Here is a 14,534-nt window from a genome sequence, read left to right on the forward strand (position 1 = left end):
ACGTCACCCACCGCGCGCCGCACGGAACGGGGCCGGGTTCCAATCGCAGGCAAAGCCGTCACCATCGGGGTCCATGCCCTTGCGGTCTTTTTGCGGACCACCCAAGGTCAAGAATTCCTCTTGTGCCAGATCAGCCGAGGCAAAGGCTGCGCAGGCGCGGGCATATTTGGCCTCGGCCCGGAACGAAGATCGCTTGTATAGCGACGTGCCAACCGGGTTGTCGGTCCGTAGCGCATATTCAACGATATTCGGTCCCCCGCCGCCCGGACGTTTGGGCAATTCTGTCGGTTCGATCACCGTATATTGCGCTCGGTTCTGCGCGATCAGGGCTGCATCCGCCTTAATGTCGCGCTGCGCCGATACTGCGTCAAAGTCATTCTCGCCGGAAATTCCGTCGGAATTGCTGACCAGGGCCGGTGCTGGGTTGCCAGGCGAAGCGTCCAGAGGCGCGACACCGGAATTGTTGCTGGCGGCCAGGTCAGCCGCCTGCTTGTCATCCGCGTCCAACGGCGTGGCCTGAACATCAACCGGGCCCGGAACAGAGAGCGGCGCATCGCCGTTCAATTGCGCTTCGCGTTGGGCTTGATAATTGTCATAGTCGCCAAAGCCCACGCCCCGGCCCGGGTCAGCCACCCCAGCCGCGCTATCAGGGACCTGAGGCGCGCAAGCCAACAAGCCAACCGCCGCTACACTCAACATCAAAAACCGCATTGTCGCTCCTGCCTGACCGTTCGGCCCTACTCTTGTACCGATCTGAACGCCTTTTTCGGCGTTAACCTTTGAGCGGCCTTACCACCATTTCGACGGTTTGGCCACAAATCCCAAAGATTGCTCAAGCGCATAGGCGGTATTCAGCAGATCGCCCTCTTCCCACGGGCGGCCAATCAGTTGCAGCCCCAAGGGCAAGCCCTGCTTGTCCAAGCCCGCCGGAACAGCGATGCCAGGCAGACCGGCCAGATTGACCGTCACGGTGAAGACGTCGTTGAGATACATCTGAACCGGATCGGCATCCTTCATCTCGCCCAGACCAAAGGCCGCGCTTGGCGTGGCCGGCGTCAGAATGGCATCGACACCGGCGGCAAACACGTCTTCAAAGTCTTTCTTGATCAGCGTGCGGACCTTGCGGGCTCGATTGTAATAGGCGTCATAGAAGCCAGCCGACAGCACATAGGTGCCCACCATGACACGGCGCTTGACCTCATCGCCAAAGCCCTCAGCGCGGGTCTTTTCATACATCTCGGTGATGCCATCACCCGCCTCAAGCGTCGCGCGATGGCCGTAGCGGACACCGTCATAGCGCGCCAGGTTGGATGACGCCTCGGCAGGGGCGATCACGTAATAGGCTGGCAGCGCGTATTTGGTGTGGGGCAGTGAGATATCGACGATCTTGGCACCCGCGTCTTGCAACATGGCACGACCATCTGCCCAGAGCTTTTCAATCTCATCGGGCATGCCGTCCATGTGATATTCCTTTGGAATACCAATGGTTTTGCCTTTGATATCGCCGGTCAGAGCGGCCTCGAAGTTTGGCACAGTTAGGTCGGCGCTGGTGCTGTCCATCGGATCATGGCCACACATGGCCTCCAACATAATCGCGGCGTCGCGCACGTCTTTGGTCATTGGTCCGGCCTGATCGAGCGAGGAGGCAAAGGCCACCACACCCCAGCGCGAGCAACGCCCATAGGTCGGCTTGATCCCTGTGATGCCGGTAAAGGCGGCAGGTTGGCGGATCGAACCGCCGGTATCGGTGCCGGTCGCCGCCAGACACAGGTCTGCAGAGACAGCCGAGGCCGAGCCGCCCGAGCTACCGCCCGGGGTCAGCTGCGCATCATCATTGCCGCGACGCCAAGGGTTAACCACATTGCCATAGCACGACGTTTCGTTCGACGAGCCCATGGCGAATTCGTCCATGTTGAGCTTGCCCAACATGACCGAGCCCGCGTCAAAAAGCTGGCGGGTGATGGTGCTTTCATATTCCGGCTTGAACCCGCCCAGAATGTTGGACGCCGCCTGCGAGGGCACCCCCTTGGTGCAGAACAGGTCTTTGATGCCCAGCGGAATGCCGCACATATCCGGCGCATCGCCCGCCTTGATACGTGCATCCGCGGCCTTGGCCTGCTCGCGCGCCAGATCAGGCGTGTTGTGAACAAAGGCATTCAGTTCACCAGCGGCTTCGATCGCGCCAAGGCAGCTTTCGGTCAGTTCCAGGCTGGTCACGTCGCCCTTGCGCAGCGCGTCGCGGGCTTCGGCGATTTTCAACGTATTGAGATCAGTCATTATTCAACCACCTTCGGAACCGCGAAAAAGCCCTCACGCGCATCGGGCGCGTTTTTCAGAACCTGTTCCTGAATATCGCCATCGGTGACGCCATCCTGGCGACGCTTGAGACGCATCGGGGTGACAGAAACCATCGGCTCGACGCCCTCGACATCGACCTCGTTTAACTGTTCGATAAAGCCGAGGATATCGTTGAATTCCTGAGCCAGCGCGGGCAGAGCATCATCTTCGACCTTGATACGGGCGAGTTTCGCCACCTTGGCGGCGGTCTCGATGTCAATCGACATGGGGCGGACCTCATTGAGATTTGGGTTGCGATTGGCTTTAGCGCGGGGTTTGCGGGGTTGCAAGCGGCTGTCGGCATTGGGGCCGGCTCATCGCGCCTTATGGCGCGCCTCGCGACCAAAACATGCGGCTCAAGGGTGTCTAATCGCAAGGTAAGGTGGCAAAATGGATGTCTTTATTTTCTGCAATGTCATTTAGGGTGGCGTGAATGAGCTCTTCAGTCAGTTCTGACGCGATAACGATCATATGCGGCGACGAATGGTGAAAAGGAATCTTTGTTCCCGCAATCCAATCACCATAGGTGTTCAGCGCCTGTGGAATGGTAAACCAGCACCAGCGCCTCTCGCCATTGTTTAGGTAAACGTCGACCTCGATAGCTTGGGTGTGCTGGCAAGACAGATCATCCAGAATGGCAATTCGATCGATTTGGGGCTTAGGTCTGGTCATCAAGTTCCCTCAAATTGTGTCGGCGGTAAACCTCGATCATCCAGCCCAGCATGATCGCATTCAGGATGTGCCAGAAATAATGCGTGCCGATGGGCAGAAGGTGGCAAAGCGGTTCGTCAATGGCGCGCATGGTCAGCGACAGGCTCAGGATCGCCGCTCCGATCAGAATGCCTTTGGCCACGGGCGGGTTGGATCGCAACAGGCCCAGCCCGTAAATCACCAAGATAATGACCACCGGCACATATCCAGATGAGCTGCCAAGCCATGGGAAAAGCGCGAATATCGGGGCCAGTGCCAGTGAAAAGGGCACAAACGCCAAGGCCCCCAGCGTTGAGAGCCACCAGGGCCATCTTAGATACCGCCAATTGGCGAGAAAGATATAGGTCAGGATGAAGAACAGGATCGGGATGACATCCGCTGCACTGGCCCAGCGCGTCGCATAAGTGTGAAACAGGAAAGACCCCACGCCAATGGCCGCAAGGATACCCGTCAGGATCCAACCCAACGCCAGCCCACTGCCGCGCAGGCGCAATACCATCACCAAAGCCGCGATCAGAAAGGCCCCGTTGGAGATCGCGTTCAGTGGCTCAGCCCAAAAGCTGGCATCGATGCGTTCACAATAGATGTCCACATGCGCGTGCCAGTCCATCCCGGCCTCCTGCTCTCCCGCTGCTTGTAATCTAGGGGTCGCCCGCTAGAGTTTCGAGTAAGAAGTTCGCAAGAAACGATTGGGGAGAAGACCATGAAAATCATCTGGCTCGGCCATGGCAGCTTTCGCATTGAGATCGAAGATCAGGTTCTGCTGATTGATCCCTGGATCAACGGCAATCCGATGATGGAGGGGCAGGATATCGAGGCAGCTTTGGCAGGCACAACGCAGATTCTGGTCACCCATGGCCATTTTGACCACACGCAGGATATCGTAGAGGTGTCAGAGCGCACCGGGGCTCCGGTCACTGCGATATATGAGCTCGCACAGCACCTGTTCGGGCTTGGCGCGAAAGAGGGCCATGCCTTTAACAAAGGCGGCACGCTGAGCTTTGGTGACGTGCAGGTCAATATGGTTCCGGCCTCGCATTCCTCATCCATGGCGGTGGAGGGTCGCGGGGCCTATATGGGGGCCGAGATCGGATACATTCTCCGTGGCGAGGGGCATTGCCTTTATATGTCAGGCGACACCACTGTGATGGCTGATATGGAATGGATTGGTGAGTATTATCAGCCAGATATCGGCATTCTTTCCGCCGGGGGCTATTACACCATGGATATGGAATTGGCCGCTTATGCCGCGGAAAAGTATTTCAACTTCAAAACCGTGATCCCCGGCCATTACCGTACGTTCCCGGCCTTGGAGCAATCCGCAGCGGCGCTTGCGGCGGGGCTGCCGGGGGTTGATGTGATTGAACCCCAAGTCATGCAAGCGATTGAAATCTGAGAAGAAGGGGCGCGCGCAGCGCCCCTTGCTGTCAACTCAGGGCATCAACGCGCCTTTGCGATTATAGGTCACGCGATCTTTGGTGAGATCGTCAAAGATCAGCTCAACCGTCACAGTCTCAACCGACCCAAGCGGGTATTCGCGATAGGGCAAACCATCTTCGGGTTTCATGACATTGGGGCTGTTGGTGTCCTCGTGGCATTTGGGCAGCGGCCAGGGTTCCAGCGGCTCATCATTCACACCGTAATGCAAGGCCACCAGCCCGCAGCGCCAAGACCAGATTTGGGTGACATAGACCAGATCCTGACCGTTATATTCGCGAATGGCGATCCAGCTGTTGCGCGTGGCGTTAAAGATCGGTTTGACCTCAAGCGCGGTGGTGAACCGCCCCGTTGCCACCTGCTGTTCCGCCTCATAGGGCAGCACTTCGGGCTCAGGCTCGGCGGCGGGAACGGCTCCGGGGGGCAATTCCTCACCGCTGGCAGGCGCAGCATCTTTGCCCAGATCCAAGGCCAGAGTTTCCGTCACGGTGCCATCCTTGGCGCTGGCTTCTGCCGGGGCATCCCCTGCCCCGCCCGCCATCGCAATGACCATCAACAAAATATCGAGCATGCAGCGCTCCCCAAGAATTCCTGTTCATTAAAGCAGATAGACGCTTTTGAGCCGCGCCAAACCGGCCTATACTGCCGCAAAAGAGGCGACAGACAGGCACACAATGGCACGCAATCCGCGCGCATCACAAACTGTAAATATTTGTATCGTTGGGCAATCCGGGCGTTTGCAATACGAGGCCGTGCTTTTCGCGGCTTCCCTGCGTCGCAAAACCCGTGCCAAACGGTTTCGTCTACTGATCGCCGAACCTCAGCCCGGTCGACTTTGGCCTACTGATCCGCGTATCAAGGACGCAGGCACACGCGCGCTGCTGGAAAGCTTTGATGCCGAATTCGTCCCTTTCGAGAGCAAGCATTTTGGCGCGGCCTACCCCTATGGCAACAAGATCGAAGCGCTGGCCGCCCTGCCCGAGGGGGAGCCATTTATCTTCTTTGACACCGATACGCTGATCACCGGCGATCTTAATCGCGTGCCCTTTGATTTTGACCGCCCAACAGCATCGATGCGACGCGAAGATACCTGGCCCAAGCTCGAGCTTTACGGGCCGGGCTACACTCAGACCTGGAAGTCACTTTATGACAAGTTCGGACTGGATTTCGAAAGCTCTCTCGACACCAACTGGCCAGACGAATACTGGCAGCGATATCTCTATTTCAACGCCGGTTTCTTTTTCTACAAATGTCCCAAGCAGTTTGGTGATCTGTTCCTGAAATACGCGCTGGAAATCCGCGACAACGCCCCGCCGGAATTGGTGTGCCAGTCGCTGGACCCTTGGCTGGATCAGGTCGCCCTGCCCTTGGTCATTCACGCATTGGGTGGCGGTCGCGACGCCCTGCCCGAAGGTTACCTCGACGGCATAACCACCTGTCATTACAGAGTTCTTCCGCTGCTCTATGCGCGCGAGCCCAACAAGGTTGTCGATCTGCTCGAAGAAATCAGCGCCCCGAACAAGATCAAGAAAGTGCTCAAGCTTTATGATCCGTTCAAGCGCATGATTTATCAGGGCCGCGGCCACAAGGTGCGCGCCATGTTTGATCGCAAGGATCTGCCTCGCAAGGAACAAGCGATCCGCAACCAGATCAAACGCGAAGGGTTCTGGATGCGCTGATCCCGCCCCAACCCCTACATTTGACAGCATTTTTGTGCTATGACGTCTGTCTGGAACTCGCAGGGACAACTTGGGGGAGGATGTCATGGGGGCGATCACGCTATTGGTGGGAACAACCAAGGGGTTGTTTCTGGTTTCGTCAGATGTCGCGCGCAAAGACTGGCAGGTCGCGGGGCCGTTCTGCGAGGGTTGGACGATCAACCACGCGGTGGGCGACCCGATCACCGGGCAGATTTGGGCCGCCGGGGGCGGTGAATGGAGCGGTGCCGGGGTTTGGCACAGTGCGGACCGGCAAGACTGGCGATTAAGCAAACTCTCTGACGGCATGGTTGACGACTGGCTGCGCAACGATCCCGATTTCGCCAAGATGATGGGCCGAGAGGCGGCAGACCCTGCCCCATTCAGTGGCAAGCTTGAGGCGATGTGGTCGCTGAAACAAAGCGGTGATCGGATATTTGCCGGGGGAAAACCCGCCGCTCTGTATGTCAGCGATGATCAGGGGCAGAACTGGGCCGAGGTTGAGAGCCTGAGCAACCATCCCTCTGCCCAAGACTGGCAGCCGGGGGCGGCTGGACTGACGCTGCATACCATTATTGCCCATCCCGAAACGCTGGATCACCTGTGGCTGGGCATTTCCGCCGCTGGTGTCTTTGCCAGCGAGGATGGCGGGCAAAGCTGGGAGCGGCGCAATCGGCTTTCCAACGCGCCCACCTGCGAGGGGCATCCGCATCCAACCGCGCCGCATGACGGCAATACCGGGCTTTGTGTGCATAATATGATGCGGGCAAGCGATGGTACGCTCTATCAACAAAACCACCATGGCACGTTCAAATCCCAGGATGGCGGGCGCAGTTGGGATGATATTGGCGCGGGCCTGCCGTCGAATTTCGGCTTTCCCATCGCCGTGCATCCCGAAAAGCCGCAAACGATCTGGACCTTTCCGCTGAATGGCGACGCCATTGGCCGCTTCCCGCCTGATGCCAGCGCGGCGGTTTCGCGGTCTCGCGATGGCGGTACGTCTTGGCAAGACTGTCGCAACGGATTGCCGCAAAGCGCCTGTTATTTCACCGTTCTGCGTCAGGCCATGGCCGTCGATTGCTGCGTAGAGACCGGACTCTATTTTGGCACCAATTCCGGGTCAATTTTCGCCAGCTTGGATGAGGGCGACAGTTGGAGCGAAATCGCCCGCCACCTTCCCACAATCCTATGCGTCGAAACCCTGGCGGATTAAATTCCGGTTCCAACAAGTTTCACAGGAAATGAGACCTTTTGCCCAACGCCCCGTTGCCGGAGCCGTTTCAATCGCTTACGCATTGTCGCAAGTTTTTCAGGGAGGTCCTCATGACAGATGCACCAAATTTCGGTTTTGACACGTTGCAAATCCACGCAGGTGCCCGGCCAGATCCGGCCACCGGCGCGCGCCAGACACCGATTTACCAGACAACCGCCTATGTGTTCCGCGATGCTGAACACGCCGCGGCATTGTTCAACCTTCAGGAAGTTGGCTATATCTATTCGCGCCTAACCAACCCTACGGTCGCTGTGCTGCAAGAACGTGTTGCGACGCTTGAGGGCGGGGTTGGTGCGGTGGCTTGTTCCTCGGGTCACGCAGCGCAGATCATGGCGCTGTTCCCGCTCATGGGGCCAGGCCTGAACGTTGTGGTCTCCACCCGCCTCTATGGTGGCTCAATCACCCAGTTCAGCCAGACCATCAAGCGTTTCGGCTGGGAAGCCAAGTTTGTCGACTTTGACGATCTCGATGCGGTTGCGGCGGCGATTGATGACAACACGCGCGCGGTATTCTGTGAATCCATCGCCAATCCGGGCGGCTATATCACTGATCTCGATGCGGTTTCCGCCGTGGCCGACAAGGCGGGACTGCCGCTGATCGTCGACAACACCTCGGCCACGCCTTACCTGTGCAACCCGATCAAACATGGCGCGACGCTGGTTGTGCACTCGCTGACCAAATACCTGACCGGCAACGGCACCGTCACCGGTGGTATCGTGGTTGATAGTGGCAAATTCGACTGGTCAGCCAGCGACAAGTTCCCCTCGCTCAGCGCGCCGGAACCGGCCTATCACGGGTTGAAATTCCACGAGACCTTTGGTCCGCTCGCCTTTACCTTCCACGGGATCGCGATTGGTTTGCGTGACCTTGGCATGACGCTGAACCCACAGGCGGCGCATTACACGTTGATGGGGATCGAAACCCTGTCCCTGCGCATGGAACGCCATGTGGAAAATGCACTGAAAATCGGCAAATGGCTGGAAGATCATGACGCGGTAGAGGCCGTGACCTATGCCGGGCTAGATTCCTCGCCCTATAAAGATCGCGCGACACGCATCTGTCCGCGCGGCTCTGGTGCGCTGTTCACCGTCGCGCTCAAGGGTGGCTATGACTCCTGCGTCAAGTTCGTGGATTCGCTCGAGATCTTTAGCCATGCGGCCAATCTGGGCGACGCCCGGTCTCTGGTGATCCACTCGGCTTCAACCACCCACCGTCAGTTGACCGAAGAACAACAAGTCGCCGCCGGGGCCGCGCCGAATGTGGTGCGTATCTCCATCGGGATCGAAACCGCCGACGACCTGATCGCAGATCTGGATCAGGCCTTGACCAAAGCCAACGCGTAAAACGGGCCCTTGTTAGATCAAAAAAAGGCGGGGAAAATCCCCGCCTTTTCTTTCTCCTGTTCACCAAGTCTTATTCGCCAATTGCAAAAATCATGGTGACTTCTGCGCGGGCCTCGATTTCGCCTGCTGCCACAGGAACATCGGCCGCCATAGCCTCCATCACCGGCGCATTACGATGCAAAGGTGAGCGCATGATGGGATCAGCCGTGTCCCGGATCGACATAACATCGCCCAAAGGCAGGCCCGCCGCGTCCGCGTATAACTTGGCCTTGTCCATTGCGTCTTTGACCGCGCGCCGGCGCGCTTCATCTTCCAGTCGCTGCGGATCACGTACCCCCCAGGACAGGTTTGACAGGCTGTTGGCCCCATCCTGCAACACTGCCGCCAGCACTTCGCTAAGCTGCGACAGGTCACGCACGCGGATGGTCAGCATATTGCTGGCCTCATAGCCCAGAAACACCTCTTTCTCAGCCTTTGAATCCCAGCGTGCCTGACGGTTCAACCGCAAGGAAGATGTTTGCATATCGCGCTCTTCCAAACCTTGCGCCCGCAGCCGCGCAATGACCGCATCCAGAACTTCGGATGTGGCATTCATAGCTGTCACCGGGTCCTTGCCCCGCCCTGTTGCTCCCAGCGTCAATGTCGCCATATCCGGTGCCGCCGCGACCGAGGCCTCGCCCGCCACTGTAATCGTGCGCGTGTTCTCCGCCAAAGCAGGCTGACCCGCCATAAATGCCAAAACTATCAGTAAGGCTCGCATCGCCTTCTCCTAAATTAACGACCTGTTTAGAACTTTGGGCTGCATCTCGCCGGTCGCAAGGGGAATTTTTGCTGTATTCTTTGCGTCGGCAAACAGTTGCTTTATGATATTCAGAACTGGCAATAAGACTCCCCTCGCCCTGTCAAGGCTGCTAAAGACCGCCCATGGTACCAAATTTTGCACTTTCCCTGTCCTTCGAAGGCATCGCACTGCTCCGCCGCAGGGGGGATCAATCCGGCGATCAATGGGCTCAGATCCAAGAGGTTTCGCTGGATAGTGGCGATTTAGAAGCGGCGGTTCTGACCCTACGCAATCGCGCCGAAGAGCTGGACCCGGATGGGGCCAAGGTTGCCCTGATCATCCCCAACGAACAGATCCGCTATCTGGATGTGCCGGATTTGGGCGGTGATGACGCCGCCAAAGAGATTGCCGCCCGCACGGCACTGGATGGGGCAACACCTTACGCGGTGGATGATCTGGTCTTTGACTATGTCGATCACGATGGCCGCTTGCTGATCGCCGCTGTGGCCAAGGAAACATTGCAAGAGGCCGAGGCGTTTGCGTCGCAAAACGGGTTTGATCCGGTCAGCCATGCTGCGATTGCCGAGGATGGTCAGTTCCATGGCAGCGTGTTTTTCGGGGCGAGCAGCGCTTGGACTGGTCCCGCGCCGCAACGCTTTCCGCATGCAATTACGGTTTATCCCGCCGAGGCGGGTGATTTGCTGCCGTTGCAGGCTGAAACACTGCCTGAGGACGCTCCGGTTGAGACTACCGAGGTCGAGGAACCTGCGCCAGAACAAGTAGCTGAGCAAGAAACCGTTGCAGAACCGGCGGAGGCCCCAGCGCAAACTGAATTGGATCTCGCCCCACCGGCTGAGATCACCGCCCCTGCAGATATGGCTGAACCAGCTGTGGAGGCTGACGAACCAGCGGCTTCGCTCCCCCCGGTACAGGATCTTGTCCAAGAGACACTGAAATCCACCGCCCCGGTTCAAGAGCCCGCGGAAACACCCATTGCAACGGAGGAACCGTCCCAGACAAAGGCGGAAGCCCCCGTTGCGCCTGCCGAAACTCAGGCCGCCCCTGGCACCGCGCCTGCGGATAGACCTGCCACTGAAGTGGCCAGCCCAGAGGCGACCCAAGATCCGGTTGCGGAGCCTGATCCAGAACCCGAAGCGGCCCCTGTCTCCTTTTCAACCATCCGCGCCAGCCGCGATTCTTCGGATTTGCCGGAGGCCCCAAAGGGCAAGGCACTGGCCGCTGGTGACGGGCCTGTCTCGCAAGTAAAATCGCGCTTTACCCCAGTCGCAGCCAAAGGCGAAGAACCTGCAAAGACGACACCGGACGCGGTCACAGACCCTGCCCTGGATGTCCCACGCGACGAAGAGCCCAAGGCAGAACCTGCGGTTGCCAAGCGCGCAGAGCCACCGGTCTCCGCCCCAAAACCGCCAGCAGCCCCGAAAGCCGTCGCGCCCGAGACCGATCCGAGCAAAGACGACGCCCCAGAAACAACGGTGGCAGCCCCTGCCCTGGCCCGCTTGGCCGCCTTGCGGGCAAGGTCGGACAAACCGGTCGAGACTCCCGCCCCTGTGGCAGTCGAAACGCCGGATCAGACGGCTCCGGACCCCAAAGGCAAACGTGGGGCTCTGGCAGGCATCGCGGCGCGACGCAAATCAACTGCCGACGCGGCACCAGCCGCGCCCGAGGCTGTGCAACCAAACGACGCTGGCGCGCAGGGCAAATCCGCTCTGGGCCGCATTGCCGCTTTGCGCAGCACCTCGCCAAAACCAGACCAAACAACCGACACCGGCAAAGCCGCATCGCTGACATCCGCCGAAGAATCCGAACGGATGACCGTTTTCGGCGCGCGCAACCGCGACAATATCGGCGGCAAACCCCGCTTTCTGGGGCTGTTCCTGACGGCGGGTCTGCTGTTGTTCATGGCTGGTGTGGCCGCCTGGGCTTCGGTTTTTCTTGATGACGGTTTGGCGGGTCTGTTCCGCAGCGAACCGGATGAAACCAATATTGTCGCCGTCGCACCCGAAATCACACCGGAACTCGCGGTGGCCGATCCCGCCCTGCTGCCATCGGATGATGGCGCAGAAGAAGCGGATGATGTGCAGCTTGCCTCTTTGGATACGGGGCTGGACGATACTGGCGATGCCACGGCCGTCACCGATGCCCCTCGCGCCCGGGCTGTACCGGTTGCGCCGCATAGCCTGACACCCGAAGAGGCCGCCGCGACCTATGCTGCCACCGGCATCTGGCAACGCGCCCCTGTTGCCCCTCTCGAACCGCCGGTGGATGGGGTCGAGGATATTTATGTCGCCTCGATCGACCCGGCCGTGCAGGAATCCGACGCGATTGCCCTGCCCGATCCGCTCAATTTGGCACAAGAACCGATCCTGGAACCACAACGCTTGCCGCCCCCCGCCGGTCAGGTCTTTGACATGGATGAGCGTGGGCTTGTGCGCGCCACGCCCGAAGGCGCTTTATCACCTGATGGGTTGCGCGTCTTTGCGGGCCTGCCTCCGGTCGTGCCGCCGCAGCGACAGGCGCTGGCAACTCCCGCAGAACCCGAGACCGCCGCACCACAGATCAATGAAGCCCTGTCAAAAATCCGTCCCCGCCTGCGCCCCGATACTTTGATCGAAACGCGTGAACGGGCACAACTGGGCGGGATTTCCCGCGCTGAATTGGCAGCCATCCGCCCGGTCATGCGCCCGAAAACCGCGCAGGAACAGGCGGTTGCCGAAGAACCAGAAGCGCCCGCAACCGCCCAGGCTGTGAACCGCTCACTTGCCCCCGTTGGTCGACCGCGCAACATGAACGCCATCGTGCGCCGCGCCGAACGCAACCAGGATGCCGCGCCGGTGGCCCCGGTCCAAACTGCAGCCATTGCCCCGCGCACCGTGACCCCTGCGGCCCCAACCAGTCGTGGTGTTGCCGCCTCGGCCACCGTGCGCAACGCCATCAACCTCAACAAGGTCAACCTGATTGGCGTTTACGGCACGCCTGCCAATCGCCGCGCCTTGGTCCGCCTACCCAATGGCAAGTATAAAAAGGTCAAAGTCGGCGATCGTCTCGATGGTGGCCGCGTCGCAGCAATTGGCGATTCCGAACTGCGCTATACCAAAAGCGGGCGTAATGTGACGCTCAAGATGCCGCGCAGCTAAGCGCCGCAAGTAACAAAGAAAAACGCCGCCCCTCATCCGGGCGGCGTTTCTTTTGGTCTCCTTGCTCGTGGCTTACTCAGCCGCGCTCAACTCACCATTGTTGATCTGCTCTTGCTCGATGCTCTCAAACAAAGCTTTGAAATTCCCTTCACCAAAGCCATCATCGCCTTTGCGCTGGATGAATTCGAAAAAGATCGGGCCGATCACGGTCTTGGAGAAGATCTGAAGCAGGATCTTGGTCTCGCCGCCATCCACGACACCCTCACCATCGATCAGGATGCCGTGCTTCATCATCTGATCCTTGGGTTCGTCATGGCCGGACACCCGATCATAAGACAGGTCATAATAGGCCTCATTCGGCCCCGGCATGAACTTGATCCCGTTACCCGCGATGGCATCGGTCGCGCTGTAAATATCCTCGGATCCAACGGCGATATGCTGGATCCCTTCGCCCTTATACTTTTTCAGATAGGCAACGATCTGCCCGGTCTCACCGCGATCTTCGTTGATCGGAATGCGGATGCGCCCACAAGGCGAGGTTAGCGCGCGGCTAAACAGCCCGGTGAACTTGCCCTCAATGTCAAAGAACCGGATTTCCTTGAAGTTGAACAGATCACCATAGAAGCGGAACCACACATCCATATTGCCCTTAAAGACATTATGGGTGAGGTGGTCGAGGTAATAGAAACCAACCCCGCGCGGTTTCGATTGCGCGATCCAATCGAACTCTTCGTTATAGGGGGAGGTGTCGTAATACTGATCGGTAAAGTAGATCAAGCTGCCGCCAATCCCCTTGATCGCGGGCCAATCCACCGTCTTATCCGCCCCCTCATAGGGCTCCGCGCCCTTGGCCACGGCATGCTCAAACGCCTTTTGCGCATCCGCCACACGCCAGCCCATTGCCGGTGCGCAAGGCCCGTGTTCCTCGACAAAGCCCGCGGCGAAACTGCCCGGCTCGGCATTGATAATATAGGTGATATCGCCCTGCTGCCACAGCTCAACCGCCTTGCTTTTGTGGTTGGCCACATGCTCATACCCCATCGAGACAAAGAGATCGCGCAGCTCTTGCGGCTCGGGATGGGCAAATTCCACAAACTCGAAACCGTCGGTCCCGGCCGGGTTTTCCTCGGTGATGGTGGATTGGGGGGCATTATGCGGGAACGGGCCCATATCTGTCTCCTTTGAAAGTCCTGAGCCAAATGTATCTTTTCACGCCTGCGCCCTTCGCGCATATTTCTTTAACTTTCGGGAAGTTTCGCGCACACCTTGCGCATTTCCCAACTTTGACGCAAAGTCATTGCATGAACCTCGAACCTTCTGACATAACCCTGCTCTCAATCCTGCAAAAGAACGGCCAGGCCACCGCGCAAGAGCTTGGCGATGCGCTGCACCTCTCCGCCAGCCAGGCCAGCCGCCGCCGCCAACGCCTCGAAGGGGCCGGTTTTATCCAAGGCTACCGCGCGCGACTTGACCCAACCAAACTTGGCCTTTCTGTCCAGGCCTTTGTGCAAGTCCAGCTCGACAGCCATGGCCCGGAACAGGGCAACAGTTTCCTCCGCCTCATGCGCACCCGGGCCGAGATCACATCGGTTTGGACTATGACGGGCGAGGCGGACTATCTGCTGCGCGTCTGGTGCCCCGACCTCTCCGCGCTAAACCGACTGATCCATGACGTGTTGCTCGCCCATCCGGTCGTCGGGCGCGTACACAGCCAAATTGTCATGGACCAACCCAAAGAGGACGCCCCGCTCCCGGTCTATTGACACGGGACCGTCGCCAACATGCGTTGCGCCCAGGCTT

14 protein-coding genes are annotated in these 14,534 nt (G+C 59.0%); 6 read left to right on the forward strand and 8 right to left on the reverse strand.

What is annotated here, in order from left to right:
• Positions 1-3 precede the first annotated feature (3 nt).
• The 5 genes from CLV87_RS15235 to CLV87_RS15255 all read right to left on the reverse strand — a co-directional run bounded on the left by CLV87_RS15235 (position 4) and on the right by CLV87_RS15255 (position 3,658).
• Positions 4-711, reverse strand: a complete 708-nt coding sequence (locus tag CLV87_RS15235; RefSeq protein ID WP_099246725.1) for a hypothetical protein — start codon at positions 709-711, stop codon at positions 4-6.
• A gap of 78 nt (positions 712-789) precedes the next feature.
• Positions 790-2,277 carry an Asp-tRNA(Asn)/Glu-tRNA(Gln) amidotransferase subunit GatA gene (gatA, locus tag CLV87_RS15240; RefSeq protein ID WP_099246727.1) on the reverse strand — a complete coding sequence of 496 codons (1,488 nt, stop codon included), beginning with the start codon at positions 2,275-2,277 and terminating at the stop codon, positions 790-792.
• Entirely contained in the window at positions 2,277-2,564 is a 288-nt protein-coding gene (gene gatC / locus CLV87_RS15245) for an Asp-tRNA(Asn)/Glu-tRNA(Gln) amidotransferase subunit GatC (protein ID WP_099247834.1), read from the reverse strand. The genes gatA and gatC overlap by 1 nt, the downstream gene beginning before the upstream one ends.
• 139 nt (positions 2,565-2,703) lie before the next feature.
• Positions 2,704-3,009: a hypothetical protein gene (locus tag CLV87_RS15250; RefSeq protein WP_099246729.1), complete on the reverse strand. Its 306-nt coding sequence runs from the start codon at positions 3,007-3,009 to the stop codon at positions 2,704-2,706.
• Positions 2,996-3,658 (reverse strand): ceramidase domain-containing protein, encoded by a 663-nt coding sequence (locus tag CLV87_RS15255; protein ID WP_099246731.1) that lies wholly within the window; start codon positions 3,656-3,658, stop codon positions 2,996-2,998. The genes CLV87_RS15250 and CLV87_RS15255 overlap by 14 nt, the downstream gene beginning before the upstream one ends.
• A 93-nt stretch (positions 3,659-3,751) precedes the next feature.
• On the opposite strand from CLV87_RS15255, the gene CLV87_RS15260 reads away from it, so the two are divergent.
• Positions 3,752-4,444, forward strand: coding sequence for a metal-dependent hydrolase (locus CLV87_RS15260; RefSeq protein WP_099246733.1), 693 nt, complete (start codon positions 3,752-3,754; stop codon positions 4,442-4,444).
• A 36-nt stretch (positions 4,445-4,480) separates the two neighbouring features.
• Here the strand turns inward: CLV87_RS15260 and CLV87_RS15265 are convergent, their stop codons facing one another.
• A complete protein-coding gene (locus tag CLV87_RS15265; RefSeq protein WP_099246735.1) occupies positions 4,481-5,056 on the reverse strand; it encodes a hypothetical protein in 576 nt (191 codons plus the stop codon).
• A gap of 103 nt (positions 5,057-5,159) precedes the next feature.
• Between CLV87_RS15265 and CLV87_RS15270 the strand changes: the two genes are divergently transcribed.
• From CLV87_RS15270 to CLV87_RS15280, 3 genes are all read left to right on the forward strand, one after another.
• Complete coding sequence (locus CLV87_RS15270; protein WP_099247836.1) at positions 5,160-6,164, forward strand: hypothetical protein; 1,005 nt, start codon at positions 5,160-5,162, stop codon at positions 6,162-6,164.
• 85 nt (positions 6,165-6,249) lie between these two features.
• Positions 6,250-7,395, forward strand: a complete 1,146-nt coding sequence (locus CLV87_RS15275) for a WD40/YVTN/BNR-like repeat-containing protein (protein WP_099246737.1) — start codon at positions 6,250-6,252, stop codon at positions 7,393-7,395.
• A 110-nt stretch (positions 7,396-7,505) separates the two neighbouring features.
• Positions 7,506-8,798, forward strand: a complete 1,293-nt coding sequence (locus CLV87_RS15280; protein WP_099246739.1) for an O-acetylhomoserine aminocarboxypropyltransferase/cysteine synthase family protein — start codon at positions 7,506-7,508, stop codon at positions 8,796-8,798.
• A 70-nt stretch (positions 8,799-8,868) separates the two neighbouring features.
• On the opposite strand, the gene CLV87_RS15285 is transcribed toward CLV87_RS15280, so the two are convergent.
• A complete protein-coding gene (locus CLV87_RS15285; RefSeq protein ID WP_099246741.1) occupies positions 8,869-9,558 on the reverse strand; it encodes an SIMPL domain-containing protein in 690 nt (229 codons plus the stop codon).
• 164 nt (positions 9,559-9,722) lie between these two features.
• On the opposite strand from CLV87_RS15285, the gene CLV87_RS15290 reads away from it, so the two are divergent.
• Complete coding sequence (locus tag CLV87_RS15290) at positions 9,723-12,734, forward strand: hypothetical protein (RefSeq protein WP_099246743.1); 3,012 nt, start codon at positions 9,723-9,725, stop codon at positions 12,732-12,734.
• A 72-nt stretch (positions 12,735-12,806) separates the two neighbouring features.
• Here the strand turns inward: CLV87_RS15290 and hppD are convergent, their stop codons facing one another.
• A complete protein-coding gene (gene hppD, locus CLV87_RS15295) occupies positions 12,807-13,904 on the reverse strand; it encodes a 4-hydroxyphenylpyruvate dioxygenase (protein WP_099246745.1) in 1,098 nt (365 codons plus the stop codon).
• Between the two features lie 131 nt (positions 13,905-14,035).
• Here hppD and CLV87_RS15300 point away from each other — a divergent pair, with 131 nt between their 5' ends.
• A complete protein-coding gene (locus tag CLV87_RS15300) occupies positions 14,036-14,497 on the forward strand; it encodes an Lrp/AsnC family transcriptional regulator (protein ID WP_099246747.1) in 462 nt (153 codons plus the stop codon).
• Positions 14,498-14,534: the final 37 nt, after the last annotated feature.

The organism is Pelagimonas phthalicica (assembly GCF_004364805.1).
GTDB classification, from domain to species: Bacteria; Pseudomonadota; Alphaproteobacteria; order Rhodobacterales; family Rhodobacteraceae; genus Pelagimonas; species Pelagimonas phthalicica.

Bases quoted from the DNA above. Each gene is read 5' to 3' on its own strand.
- CLV87_RS15260 (WP_099246733.1), top strand. From the start codon at position 3,752: ATGAAAATCATCTGGCTCGGCCATGGCAGCTTTCGCATTGAGATCGAA.
- CLV87_RS15275 (WP_099246737.1), top strand. From the start codon at position 6,250: ATGGGGGCGATCACGCTATTGGTGGGAACAACCAAGGGGTTGTTTCTG.
- CLV87_RS15265 (WP_099246735.1), bottom strand. From the start codon at position 5,056: ATGCTCGATATTTTGTTGATGGTCATTGCGATGGCGGGCGGGGCAGGG.
- CLV87_RS15270 (WP_099247836.1), top strand. From the start codon at position 5,160: ATGGCACGCAATCCGCGCGCATCACAAACTGTAAATATTTGTATCGTT.
- CLV87_RS15255 (WP_099246731.1), bottom strand. From the start codon at position 3,658: ATGGACTGGCACGCGCATGTGGACATCTATTGTGAACGCATCGATGCC.
- CLV87_RS15280 (WP_099246739.1), top strand. From the start codon at position 7,506: ATGACAGATGCACCAAATTTCGGTTTTGACACGTTGCAAATCCACGCA.
- hppD (WP_099246745.1), bottom strand. From the start codon at position 13,904: ATGGGCCCGTTCCCGCATAATGCCCCCCAATCCACCATCACCGAGGAA.
- CLV87_RS15250 (WP_099246729.1), bottom strand. From the start codon at position 3,009: ATGACCAGACCTAAGCCCCAAATCGATCGAATTGCCATTCTGGATGAT.
- CLV87_RS15290 (WP_099246743.1), top strand. From the start codon at position 9,723: ATGGTACCAAATTTTGCACTTTCCCTGTCCTTCGAAGGCATCGCACTG.
- gatA (WP_099246727.1), bottom strand. From the start codon at position 2,277: ATGACTGATCTCAATACGTTGAAAATCGCCGAAGCCCGCGACGCGCTG.
- CLV87_RS15285 (WP_099246741.1), bottom strand. From the start codon at position 9,558: ATGCGAGCCTTACTGATAGTTTTGGCATTTATGGCGGGTCAGCCTGCT.
- CLV87_RS15300 (WP_099246747.1), top strand. From the start codon at position 14,036: ATGAACCTCGAACCTTCTGACATAACCCTGCTCTCAATCCTGCAAAAG.
- CLV87_RS15235 (WP_099246725.1), bottom strand. From the start codon at position 711: ATGCGGTTTTTGATGTTGAGTGTAGCGGCGGTTGGCTTGTTGGCTTGC.
- gatC (WP_099247834.1), bottom strand. From the start codon at position 2,564: ATGTCGATTGACATCGAGACCGCCGCCAAGGTGGCGAAACTCGCCCGT.